This window comes from Pedobacter hiemivivus, assembly GCF_005144565.1.
Lineage (GTDB): Bacteria > Bacteroidota > Bacteroidia > Sphingobacteriales > Sphingobacteriaceae > Pedobacter > Pedobacter hiemivivus.
This window is the reverse complement of the sequence record NZ_SWDX01000001.1, coordinates 36,519-48,513: the sequence shown is the minus strand read 5'-3', so window position 1 is coordinate 48,513 and position 11,995 is coordinate 36,519. Positions and strand designations below refer to the sequence as shown.

Sequence of the window (11,995 nt, the reverse complement as noted above, 5' to 3'; positions counted from 1 at the left end):
TCCTTAGCCTTTCATGATTTGATGTCCCATCTTATCACGTTTTGTTTTCAAATAAAGTTCATTGTGAACATTACTTTCAATTTCAATTGGGATGTTCTCCACAATCTCCAGACCATATCCGATCAAACCAGCTCTTTTTGTTGGGTTGTTAGACATCAATCGCATCTTGCTTACGCCCTGAGCTCTTAATATCTGTGCACCTACCCCATAATCGCGTTCATCACCTTTAAAGCCTAATTTTATATTAGCCTCTACAGTATCAAAACCAGCATCTTGCAGGTTATATGAACGTAATTTATTGATTAGTCCTATCCCACGTCCCTCCTGGTTCATGTAAACAACAACTCCTTTACCTTCTTTATCTATCATTTCTAAAGCTTTGTGAAGCTGTGGTCCACAATCGCAACGGCATGATCCGAATATATCACCAGTTACACAAGAGCTATGAACCCTTGCCAATACTGGCTCATCTGGAGTCCATTTTCCTTTGCTAATAGCTAAGTGAGTAGCGTTGTTATCTAACTGCGTATAAGCAGTCATATTAAAATCGCCCCATTGCGTAGGTAAGTTAATCGTAACTTCTTCCTTAATCAGGCTTTCTTTACTTAATCTGTAAGCAATAAGATCTTTGATAGAGATGATTCTTAACTGATGTCTTTCTGCAATTTTAAGCAAATCAGGAAGCCTTGCCATTTCTCCATCATCCTTTAAAATCTCTACAAGTACACCTGCTGGTTTCATCCCAGCTAGAATAGCTAAGTCTACAGCAGCTTCTGTATGGCCTGAGCGTCTCAGTACTCCACCATCTTTAGATCTTAAAGGAAATATGTGTCCTGGTCTCCCAAGTTCAGCAGGATCGATACCAGGGTTAATTAGCGCAAGAATAGTTTTAGATCTATCTGATGCCGAAATTCCTGTTGTACAGCCGTATCCAAGTAAATCTACAGAAACTGTAAAATTCGTTTCATAGGCTGCAGTGTTTTTACCCACCATAGGCTCCAGGCCAAGTTCATCACATCTCTGTTCCGTTAATGGAGCACAGATTAAACCTCTGCCATAAGTAGCCATAAAATTGATAACTTCTGGGGTAGCGTTCTCAGCTGCAGTTAAGAAATCACCTTCGTTTTCTCTGTCCTCATCGTCCACAACGATAATAACTTTTCCTGCTTTTATATCCGCAATAGCATCTTCTATTGCATCGAGTTTAATTTCCATTTTATAAGTATATCAATCCCCAAATCCTAAATCAATTTGAAAATCTATTAAATTTGCCTTGCAAAGTTACAACCTTCCAACACAATTTCACGCCTTAAAATATCATAAATAAGTAATGAATAGCGGGTTGTGGGATTGCCATCCCCGTTAAACTGCCTGTGAAGGTGATTTCCTTTTAAATATTTTAAAAATCTTAGTGAATACCAGCTTGAAATTATTAACATCAAACAAAGCTGAATCAACAGTTGCTTTATACGTGAGAAAAGCACCTAAAGGGGATAAAATAATAATAGCCAACCACATACCAAAAAATGGAGTTAAGGATCCCTGGGTTGCAGACTTCTCGGCAACGGTAGCGATGATATGATAAAGCAGGAAAAATACGATAGCGACTACAACCGGTAAACCAAGGCCACCTTTTCGTATAATTGCCCCTAAAGGCGCCCCAATAAAAAATAGTAATAGACAGGAGAAAGCGAGTGTAAACTTCTTTTGATACTCAATCTCCACCTTAATGATACTTCTGGTCCTATCGCCATGATCAGCAATTCGCCCAGATGTGGTTTGCATCACAGTGTTAGCCTGATCTAATGCACTTTGTATAATCGATAACTTTTGGTTTTTTGGAACTATATTAAGTACAGGCTTGTCTATCCCCTTCACCTTGGCCATTAACTTTGTATACCCTTTTGTATAATTATTTTGTTTGTAATAACTACTTACATTCAAAGCGGCAAATTTATTTATACTATCTAACTCGCTGGATAAAGAATCTTTCTTTTTGGACAGACCTTTTAAGTTGAGCATTTGCGTATTGCCCCTAAAGCCTTCTTCATCTGTTCTATTCATTTTAAAACTAGAGATGTCAAACTTTTGGTCCGTTTCTTTAAAGCGCATTCGAGTTAATTCCTGCCTTGGATTATAGGAAGAGCTTTTTCCGCTTGATTCCTCATACCTAACGCCATCATGAAGATTTAACACCAAATGAGTCTCATCTTTGGACATTTTACCCTCTTTGGCAATAATGATCTTTGCTATCCCATTGTTACCGGTATGATCATAAATCATTACATTTTTCAACTCCCCATCGTCATTCTTTTTGTCGACCCTAATGGAATAACCAGGAATACTATTGTTAAATACGCCCTCTTTAATTAGAAAAGAGAGTTTTTTATTCCGGATATCCCAAAGCAGTGAGCCAAACTTTAAGTTTGCTTTAGGCAACATGTAATCAGAAAAAATAAAGGAGCTAATAGCCAAAAAAATAATCACAACCAATAAAGGCATCATTGCTTTTTGCAAAGAAATACCTGCAGATTTGATGGCTACCAATTCATAATTCTCCCCTAACGTACCGAATGTCATAATAGACGACAACAGTATCGAAAGCGGGAGTGCCATGGAAACATTAGCTGCAGATGCATAATACATCAGCTCAAGTATCACGTACCATTCGAATCCTTTTCCGATCAGTTCGTCAACATACTTAAACAAAAAAAGCATCAATAGTATGAACATCACTATAAAAAAAGTGACGAAGAATGGCTTTATAAATGCTTTGACAAGTAGTAAATGAATCTTTTTCAATATACAAATGTAGGCAAAGCCAACGAAAAATTAAGCACCTAATACACTATGCAGGTAGTTTATCTGATTATCCCAAATCAATGTACGCTCGGCCATGGTATCTTCAGTAGCAAAATCTGTTATCGAAAGCGCTACATCATTGGTTAATTCGTCTTGAACGATTTCCATTTCAAAATAGCAATGCGGGTCGTCATCAAGCCATTTAAATTTAACGAGTTTATTTTCCTTTATACTAAGTAATTTCGCTTTTTGTATTTCATCATCCCATGTGAAGGTATAAGTCTGATCACGGAAGACAACATCATCCGCAAACCATTGGGATAAACCATTTGGCTCGCTAATAAAGCTAAATAAAATACGTGGAGACGATCTCAATTCATATTCTAGGGTAAATTTTTTCTTTTCTGACATCGTTAAACGCTTACTTTCTGAATTTCTTAGACAATTTTTTTTTATATTTCTAAAGGAAAGTAAATTTTTCTATAGTTGCAACTCTTTAGAAAATCACATTGATTTTTTAATGATAAAAAGCCAGAAAGTGGTGCTCAGATGGCTAGAGCGCAGGATTTATATAAAAATTGATTATAAATATTATGCATAACTTATGCTACACATATTATAATTAACCATATCTTTCACCAGCAAGCCCCAAAATAACTAGCTTAGTATCACCGTTAAAGCACAATAGTAGGTATTATTGGAGATTTTTTTTTATTATTTGAAATCATTCTCCTATATTTGCAGCTCTTAAAAAAACAACCATATTAATATTTAATATCATTATATTAATAAAAACCCGGCGGGGTAGCTCAGATGGTTAGAGCGCAGGATTCATAACCCTGAGGTCGGCAGTTCGATTCTGCTCCCCGCTACTTAAGGAAACAGCATATATTTGTTGTTTCCTTTTTTTATACCCTTAAAATCCTAGGTCACAATTAGTTATATCGGATCAAGCGGAATTCTTGGGGGGATAATTTTAGGCATATATTTTAGAAAGTCTGAATAGAAAGAATTTGATATCTCTTACTCCTCTGGAAGTTGCTCGGAAAGCTTTAACCTTTGCGTTGAAAGATTCCGCAGAGGCGTTGGTACTTCTGTTGATGAAGAAGTTTAATATTGAAAGGTAATGTGCTTGTACTGATCTGGATACTGTACTAAAAGCTTCAATGCCTGACTTTTCAACCTCATTGTACCATATTGCTAATTTCTTAAAAGCTTGCTGTTTACTCTTGCAAACCTTAAATATTTGACCAAGATTTAGTGACAGACCGTAAGCTTCCTTCAATAAAGGGTAGCGTTCAAACAAAAGCAAGGCCCTATTTTCCTGTGTCAGGGTCCACTTACTATGATGCTTGAATAACAGATACCTACTACGTGCCAGTAATTGCTTTAAAGTATCACCATTAGACAGTATTTCGGGTTGATACCGTTCTTTATTTTTCTTTGCCAGGGCAATGGCTTTGTTTTCTGCATCCAGGGCCTCCCAACGGTATTTGATCCTGCATTCCTGGACTGCATCATAGGCTAATTTCTGCACATGAAAACGGTCAATCACCCGATGTGCATTTATAAAACATCTTTTAATGGCTAGTTGCATATTAGCAGCCATATCCATGGTTACTTCCTTTACCTTTTTACGAAGTCTTTCAGGTATTTTTTTTAGCACCCTAATGATGTCTTCAGCCACCGTACCTTTAATCATCGCTACGATAGCGCCTTTACGCCCTTTTGCCCCCTTATTGGTCACGATGGTATAAAGCTCTCCGTTGGATAAAGCTGTTTCGTCGATACTTAAATATGGGCTGACATTCTTTGAGAAAAGCATCCATTCATCTGCATGATCTTTTTGATCCCAACCATTGTAATCACTAATATGCTCTTTGTATTGTTCTTGCAGCTGTTTGCCATCCACCTGAAAATAATGACCTAAATGATAGCAGCTGATCGGATGGTTATCCAAATATTCCTTTTAAAAAAAGACCGAATTCCGTTGTCATTCGCGCCCCTTTTCTTACTAAATCCCAATCCCTGCTAATGATATCTCCACTGCTTTTAACGGTCCAGCGTCTTCTCTTGATGCATAAAGCCACTTTTTGCCCACGAATAGGGAAATCCTGAATACTAACTTCAGGTAAGAATCCTTTGGATTCAAGATCTCTTTTGTCATAGCCATCAGGGGCTATATTCTTCTCTTCTAGGTAGATGTTCAACATCTTGCCTTCTTTGTCTACTTTGGTTAGTTCAAAATAATCCAGGATACCTTCCGGTAATAATAAACTGATCAGGGTTTGCTCGGCTTGACTCAAAATAAAAATGTCGTTTGTTTTACAACTGCAAAAGAAAGAATTTATTTTATTCCCCCCAAGAATTCCGCTTGATCCGTTATATCCCTCCCATTACCAGTTCAACTTTTTCTGATCAGTTAATATGAACTAAAACTACTTTTGGTCTGAAAACAAGCTTCAGCGATACTTTAAGATAATATTTTTCTAGTTCGACTTTTCCTTAAGGATCTCGGCATCTCTTAAAACCTTTTTTTTATGTATCTTAGCTGGGGAATAAACGGATATTGGCCAGTTTCTTGCAAAACTAACTGACTACTTATTCCGCCGTAAACTGGTTCTTCCCCACTTTTGGTGGTTATGTCGGCTTGAGCACTAATCTTTTTCCAAACAGTTTATCTTTTCTTAACGGACCAGTATACCATTCCATCTAAACGTGCATTATCCTGTGCATGTTGAGCTCTGGTGTAGCCTAAGCCGTCAATAGATACTTTATCGATAATTAAAGAATAAGGAGCCAGAGCCTTGTTTAAGGCTGCTGTTAATCTTGAACTTTTAACCAGCTCTGCAGCATTTTTATTGCCACCGTATGGAAATTTTTCACCGTATTTGCTTAAGTATTGTTTGGCTATGTTTTGAGAAAAGCCATCAATTGCGGACATCGCAAAGCGTAGGCTATGTGATTTACTCAGATTAAAGTCCATTGATGCATAACTCAGAATGAGCTCAATCTGACGCATCTGATCTTTGCAATTTAATTTCTTAGCTGGTTTCTTAAGGGGCTCATCATAGGCCACTGCCGCTGTATCATCAGAAGAAAACGAACGTGGTGTTCTTTCATAAGGATCTCGCCTGTACCCGATTGATACTTTTCCGGTCGCCTTGTTTTCAATAACAGTACCTGAAAAACTTGATGTGTCATTTTTTATAACAACAAAATATTCCTTTTCTATATAGTCCATGCCCGATATTACAGCAGGCACAACCTCTATTCCGACAATTGTATCAGATTTTTCTTTAGGAACTGTCTTTTGATTTAGCGGAGTATTTTCGTTTTTAAAATCACAGCCCGCTAAGAGGATAATAAGAAGTATAGCAAAAGTATTTACATTCATATAAAGCGTTATTGTTATGTTTTAACAAGACCGGGTTTAATATTGCAATGTACAAACATTGCACATTGCCCTCGCCACATTCCTTTCATGAACCATACTTGCGCGCTTATGTCCCTGCGAACCGTCCCAATACGACCATCCTTTTATTTCCTTTTCAGGTTCAATTGCCTGGCCCATTAATTACCACCAAAAGTGGGAAAGAACCACTCACCGAAATATACAGTCATGCTGCCTGGTGTGATCTGGGCTTTGGGTAGTGATACAGACCTTCAGCAGCAAATAAAAATATGACTTGGGACAATCTATAATTAAATGCTGTCAAGACTATTTTGTTTCCTATATTTTCTTATTGACCTATGCAAATAAAAGCAATAAAACCAAACTGCTAATGATATAATAAAAGTTATCACAAGATATTTCATCGGGAAAAGGGGTTTAGTAGTAAGGTTAGTGAAATAGTAAATTATACATATGAAAGAAAATGGAGCAACAAAACCGCTTACCCCCATTATTCCCGCAGATATCATTTCTTTGGCCTTTAGATTTTCCATAATAATTTAGGTTGGTTTGCTAAAGATAGCAATTATTTAAAACGAACAGTTATAATGCATTGGCATCCTTGGGTATTTCATTGAAAGTGGTCCTTACCATCTTTTGGTGGTCAATTAGCCCATCAAGTAGATTCTGGAAAATATTGGTAAATGTTATATACTATCGGAAAATCTGACAAACTGAAACCCGTTTACATGTTAATTCGATCACCGTCGTCAATGGATAAGTGGAGGATATCTCAAAATTAACCACCGATTACCTAGGCAAATTGACAATCGCCCCCCCTTGATGTTTTTTGAAAGTGAGAAAGGATAGGTTCGTGATTTACCACTAAAAGTGGGGAAGAACCACTTTTAGTGAAATATGCACTTAGGAAGCTCTAAGAAGAAAAAAGCCCCGAAAGTACTGCAGGGTGAGATTTTTCCGATATCCAGGGATTTTAAGGAATTTTCCAATTAGTCACGTTTAAGACATTTAAGCAAAAAAATGTATTTCAGTTAGGGATTAAATAATTCAATAACCACCGCTTCCAACTTTTTCTGTAACATACTTATTTCAGTGATTTTAACTTTTCTGTTGATTCTCATGTCATTTCTAAGTTTCAGGTAATAATCCAATTCACCTCTTGTCGTTTCAGGTTTGATCTGATGAAAATTTGATGCTATCCAATAATCGCCTTTGCACTTATCATTATATAATTCTAAAAAGATAAAATCGTCTTTTTTATCTCCATTGATGTCCTTAACCACAAACGCGGGAATAGTCAGATTACAACCCTTTACCGTGGATACAGACTTAAATTTTGAGATCGTCTGGTTTGTTTTTGGACTGATAAAAAAATAGGTTAACGAAGCTGTTTCTTTATCACCGCTCTCCAAAGCGCAGATTGCCAATATCACCTGCTCATTATCGACTTTTATAATAGAGGCTCTTTTTAAGGTGATCAGAAACAGCTCCCCAGTATTATCATTTTTTATTTTTGAAGGTATCACCTGCTTTGTATAAGCAAAAGTGTCCTTTCTCCAGTCCGGTAGTACATTCCTGGAAGGTACTTTACTTTTTTGTGCATGAGCACCAGTGAATAGGAACAGCGCTATAAAAAATAATAGCCCGCTGAGTTTCACACCGATGTTTCCTGCAGTGTGTATACGTGGGTTCCAAAAGTCCTTCACTTTTCGGGTAATGCATTTGCTGGTGCTGAAATTAGGATAAGGTATTGAGTGGTATTCCATCGTATGTTCGTTTTTAACCAAGGTATTATATTTATTTAAATATCCCCGCCTGTGTAGTCTGTGTATGTGCTTGATCTAGATATGCAACCTTAGTTCTTGTTTTCATCCCTTATGTTTCTGCAATGAAGGCACTAAAACATTCTTGGGGTAATGAACCAGGCTGCAATCAGCGCAATCAAACCTATGATGAGTAATCTAAGGTGCAGCTTTTTCCCAGCAGCGGTCTTGCTGACCGCATAACTGATGCCCATCCAGATCAGCCAGATGATCGTGACCGCAAAAAGGAGCAGGCCATACACCAGGCCGGACAGGTCGTAGCCTCCGCCGCCGACCCCGCCACCTGGGCCACCATCATGTAAGATAAGGCTGAGCATGATATATGGGATTAGAAGAATCGATATTTTAAGTACGAATTTACTGGTGTTGCTTGTGGCCATGTGCTGAATTGAATCTTGATTTTTAATCGTTCTGTTTTTTTCGCCACCGCTCAAGGCGGAGATCGTATCTTCCGCCGGATCGTAGACTAACGGTTATTCTTACCTTGCCATTAACAATCTTTTTCCTTTTATTTTGAAATATTCGCTTGCCAGCTTTAAGCCTGTCGCAATAGGAACACCCTCTTCTGCCCCTTCTTCCAAAAAGGCATTTGCAATCTCAATGGCCATTTTCCTCAGCTTTACAAGCTGATTTTTATATGAGAAAGATAATCTCCATCATGCCGAGGCGAAGCTCATCGGCAATCACTTCTGTGAAAGATATTCCTCAATCTTTTGACGGTCATTGCCAACAGCGTTAATAGCTTCTTTGATGCGTTCTTTGCTCATATTGAGCTTGTCGGCCATATACTGAACTTCATAATCTTCGTTGCCGGCCACCTGGTTGCGGTCACGTGCATCTTGTTTATTTTTATCGTCTGACATAAGATTTGGTTTTATTTGGTTAACAACACTTCAGTCCTTTTGTTTCCTTACATTTTTGCCTTCTACATTTTTTTACCTAGTGCTCGCTTGATATTCTAAGAACTATTGAGAACATTTGTATAGGACGACGATACCATAAACTTGGTTATTATTAATCCGTATCGTTGTTTTACGCTTGACAACAATAACCTTAACGCTATGTTTGACACCTTTTTTGAAAAATACCCTGTTTTTTGCTGTAGTTCGTTAAAACCGTCTTGCTTTAAAATACAATAGCGTTCCGTTCCGATATTTTGGATCGAGATGAAACGCGCGTTTGATAAACATACATTATTACACACGTTTTTCGAAGGATTTGAGCCTCTCTTGTTCTTTCATTTCAAAAAATTTCTTGGTATCCATAATGGCTTCACAGTCCTCATAGAGGGTCGACGCTTTTCCGCTTTCAACTCTTTTTCCCATAAGGTCATTCACTGTCGCATCAACACTTTCAACAGGAAAATTGAGTACTGTAAAGGTCGCCGGCTCATGAGAAATATTGTTCGAAAAAAGTCATTAGTTTCTATCTATATATTTTTTGAGTGCTGTGATGGTAGAAATGTTAAGGGCTTCGGATTGTTTTTTTCGCATCATTAACGCATAAGTATTGTTAAATCCGATCGGTTTAAGCCATCGGATCTGATATTTTTTTTGAAAGGTTGTTTTCACATAGCTGTATGTCCTGTTTCTATCATGAGCAATTTCTTTAGCAACCCTGGGATCAGGCTGCAGTAAAACAAGCAGGCCTGTTCCGGTATATTCGGGATAAAAATCGATCTGATCATTCATCAGGGCATCAAAACAGATCTTGGTGCCGCCCAGTCCCGTTTTTGTTGAAACATCATATTCGGTATTGCCTTTAATCAACATGCGATACATCTCCGCTAAAATGTATTGCTCGCCAAATATCTTTGAACCGATGCGAACTATACCAGCGTGTCCGTTTCGGGGACTTTTATACAAGCCTTCACGGATCAAAAAATCTTTTGCTACACGTTCAGGCGTTTGTTTCAGGTAGTCAGTCCTGTAATTGAGATCCGTCATCAAAGAATCGTTGATCTTTCCGGCCAGCAGGTTTAATACTTCTTCCAGGCCCGAAAATTTATCGAGGGATGCCTGCCGAACAATCGGCGCGGCATAGTAAGGAGGGAATATCCCTTTGTCATCTTTCAATATGGTCAGCCCGAAGGCCTTTAATCTACCGTCTGTTGAATAACCACTAATCACATCCAATTCTCCCTCATAAGCAGCTTTGTACATCACGGCATCACTAATCACTGTGGTGGGAATCTCCAGTCCGTAGACAGATTTCAAGCCTAAATCCCCATCCTTTCTGCCCATAAACTCAGGCGTAAAGCCTGCTTTTAGCTTAGATCCGTACGTAGCAGGAAGTAAATAAAAGCCCCCTAACAGCAAGATGAGCAAGGGAATTAGATACAATACCTTTCTTAGTTTTCTGAAGTCGAGCTTTTGTACCCTTGACAACAGGAAATCTAAAATGACCGCTAACAATGCCGCGGGAATAGCCCCCGCAAGAATCATATTACTGTTATTCAGTGAAATCCCGCCAAAAATAAATTCTCCCAGCCCACCTGCGGCAATAAAGGAGGCAAGCGTGGCGACCCCTACATTGATCACAGTAGCGGTACGAATCCCGGCCAGGATCACCGACATTGCCAAAGGCAGCTCTACCCGGAAAAGGATTTGCGTTTTGCTCATCCCCAAAGCGTTTGCTGCTTCTATAATATGGCGATCTATGCCTACAATTCCTGTATAAGTATTGCGGATGATCGGTAACAAGGCATAGATCAGCAGTGCCACAATAGCTGGCTTTGCGCCAATACCAAGCAGCGGGATCATGAAACCCAGAAGCGCGATACTCGGAATAGTCTGCAGCACACCTGCTACCCCCAGAACACTGCCTGCCAGTTTCCCTCGCCGGGCAATCAAAATGCCCAGAGGAAGGCCAATTGCTATTGCCAGCAACAGTGAGATAAACGTCAGCCCAAGATGCTGCAAAGTCTGGGCAAGTAACTTATCAGCTTGCTCTGTGATGAAGCTCCATAAGCTCTGCTGCTGCTCAATCATGGCTTCTGGTTTGTTTATAGGAATGAAATGCGCCGCTCAGTTCCTGGAAGTTGATCACCTTTGTCTGTTGTGTTTCCGGGTCCGAAAATAACTGAACCTTATCGTTTAAAGTTGAACTTAGTCTTTCCATTGCCGACCAAACATCAGTGGTGGCAGAAAGCGCATTTACTTTGCCCCTCAAAATATTGACAGGCAGGAATTCCCAGATGTCCTTTATGGTAACTACCTTAAATTCAAGCGCTAGCCGCTGGCTGTCCAGAAACTTCCTGGCGAACTCGCTAGCGGGTTTATAAAGCAGGTCTTTGGGTGCGCCAATTTGAACAATTTTACCACAATCCATCAGGCAAATGCGGTCGGCCAGTTCGAAAGCCTCCTGAACATCATGAGTGACCATCACAATCGTTTTTCTTTTCAGTTCTTCCAGCGCTTTAAATTCAGACTGGATACCTGACCTGGTTACATTATCCAACGCCCCAAACGGTTCGTCCATTAACAAAATTGCCGGATCTGCGACCAGTGCCCTGGCCAATCCGACACGCTGTTGCTGGCCTCCGCTTAGCTGGTGGGGAAACAGGTTCATACAATCATTCGGCAGGCGAAGTTTTTCAATCAGTTCCAATATACGCTCGCGAGTTTTTTCTTTATTCCATTTCAATAATTTCGGAACAACAGCAATGTTTTCGGCAACAGTATAATGAGGGAAAAGTCCGATATCTTGCATTACGTAACCGATTCTACGCCTTAGGAATTCGGGCTTTTCTCTACTAATCGCTTGGCCGTTGATGCTGATGGTTCCTGAATCGGGTTCAATTAACCGATTAATCATCTTTAGCGTAGTAGTCTTGCCGCATCCGCTGGTACCTAGCAGTATAAGGGTTTCTCCTTCTCGCACAGTAAATGAGATTTCATTGACCGCTCGCGTGCTTCCAAAATTCTTGCTGATATCTGCTAGTGTAATCATGCCT

The 11,995-nt window shown here is 39.2% G+C and carries 13 protein-coding genes and 1 tRNA gene; 2 read left to right on the top strand and 12 right to left on the bottom strand.

From position 1 onward, the window contains the following. Positions 1–3: 3 nt before the first annotated feature. The 3 genes from FBD94_RS00220 to FBD94_RS00210 all read right to left on the bottom strand — a co-directional run bounded on the left by FBD94_RS00220 (position 4) and on the right by FBD94_RS00210 (position 3,213). Positions 4–1,215: a bifunctional 3,4-dihydroxy-2-butanone-4-phosphate synthase/GTP cyclohydrolase II gene (locus FBD94_RS00220; protein WP_136878675.1), complete on the bottom strand. Its 1,212-nt coding sequence runs from the start codon at positions 1,213–1,215 to the stop codon at positions 4–6. A 147-nt stretch (positions 1,216–1,362) separates the two neighbouring features. Then, the gene (locus FBD94_RS00215) at positions 1,363–2,802 is read right to left on the bottom strand and encodes an LptF/LptG family permease (protein ID WP_136878674.1); all 1,440 of its coding nucleotides are present in this window, start codon (positions 2,800–2,802) and stop codon (positions 1,363–1,365) included. A 30-nt stretch (positions 2,803–2,832) separates the two neighbouring features. Next, positions 2,833–3,213: an START-like domain-containing protein gene (locus FBD94_RS00210; RefSeq protein ID WP_131612372.1), complete on the bottom strand. Its 381-nt coding sequence runs from the start codon at positions 3,211–3,213 to the stop codon at positions 2,833–2,835. A gap of 387 nt (positions 3,214–3,600) precedes the next feature. On the opposite strand from FBD94_RS00210, the gene FBD94_RS00205 reads away from it, so the two are divergent. After that, positions 3,601–3,674, top strand: a tRNA-Met gene (locus FBD94_RS00205). 104 nt (positions 3,675–3,778) lie between these two features. Here FBD94_RS00205 and FBD94_RS00200 read toward each other — a convergent pair. The 3 genes from FBD94_RS00200 to FBD94_RS00190 all read right to left on the bottom strand — a co-directional run bounded on the left by FBD94_RS00200 (position 3,779) and on the right by FBD94_RS00190 (position 6,199). Then, the gene (locus tag FBD94_RS00200) at positions 3,779–4,762 is read right to left on the bottom strand and encodes an ISAon1 family transposase (RefSeq protein WP_235884320.1); all 984 of its coding nucleotides are present in this window, start codon (positions 4,760–4,762) and stop codon (positions 3,779–3,781) included. Next, on the bottom strand, positions 4,755–5,108 hold the full coding sequence (locus FBD94_RS00195; RefSeq protein WP_136878673.1) for an ISAon1 family transposase N-terminal region protein: 354 nt from the start codon (positions 5,106–5,108) through the stop codon (positions 4,755–4,757). Before FBD94_RS00195 ends, FBD94_RS00200 begins: the two co-directional genes overlap by 8 nt. 371 nt (positions 5,109–5,479) lie before the next feature. Next, entirely contained in the window at positions 5,480–6,199 is a 720-nt protein-coding gene (locus FBD94_RS00190) for a hypothetical protein (protein WP_136878672.1), read from the bottom strand. A gap of 47 nt (positions 6,200–6,246) precedes the next feature. On the opposite strand from FBD94_RS00190, the gene FBD94_RS00185 reads away from it, so the two are divergent. Further along, entirely contained in the window at positions 6,247–6,456 is a 210-nt protein-coding gene (locus tag FBD94_RS00185; protein WP_136878671.1) for a hypothetical protein, read from the top strand. A gap of 792 nt (positions 6,457–7,248) precedes the next feature. On the opposite strand, the gene FBD94_RS00180 is transcribed toward FBD94_RS00185, so the two are convergent. The 6 genes from FBD94_RS00180 to FBD94_RS00155 all read right to left on the bottom strand — a co-directional run bounded on the left by FBD94_RS00180 (position 7,249) and on the right by FBD94_RS00155 (position 11,991). Next, positions 7,249–7,983 (bottom strand): hypothetical protein, encoded by a 735-nt coding sequence (locus FBD94_RS00180; protein WP_136878670.1) that lies wholly within the window; start codon positions 7,981–7,983, stop codon positions 7,249–7,251. Between the two features lie 131 nt (positions 7,984–8,114). Then, the gene (locus FBD94_RS00175; RefSeq protein ID WP_205945815.1) at positions 8,115–8,420 is read right to left on the bottom strand and encodes a hypothetical protein; all 306 of its coding nucleotides are present in this window, start codon (positions 8,418–8,420) and stop codon (positions 8,115–8,117) included. Positions 8,421–8,519: 99 nt separating this feature from the next. Next, positions 8,520–8,648 carry a hypothetical protein gene (locus tag FBD94_RS26410; RefSeq protein ID WP_262710961.1) on the bottom strand — a complete coding sequence of 43 codons (129 nt, stop codon included), beginning with the start codon at positions 8,646–8,648 and terminating at the stop codon, positions 8,520–8,522. A gap of 75 nt (positions 8,649–8,723) precedes the next feature. Then, positions 8,724–8,903 carry a DUF3606 domain-containing protein gene (locus tag FBD94_RS00170; RefSeq protein ID WP_136878668.1) on the bottom strand — a complete coding sequence of 60 codons (180 nt, stop codon included), beginning with the start codon at positions 8,901–8,903 and terminating at the stop codon, positions 8,724–8,726. A gap of 555 nt (positions 8,904–9,458) precedes the next feature. After that, entirely contained in the window at positions 9,459–11,030 is a 1,572-nt protein-coding gene (locus tag FBD94_RS00160) for an ABC transporter permease/substrate-binding protein (protein WP_136878667.1), read from the bottom strand. After that, positions 11,023–11,991, bottom strand: a complete 969-nt coding sequence (locus tag FBD94_RS00155; RefSeq protein WP_136878666.1) for an ABC transporter ATP-binding protein — start codon at positions 11,989–11,991, stop codon at positions 11,023–11,025. Before FBD94_RS00155 ends, FBD94_RS00160 begins: the two co-directional genes overlap by 8 nt. Between the last annotated feature and the right edge of the window lie 4 nt (positions 11,992–11,995).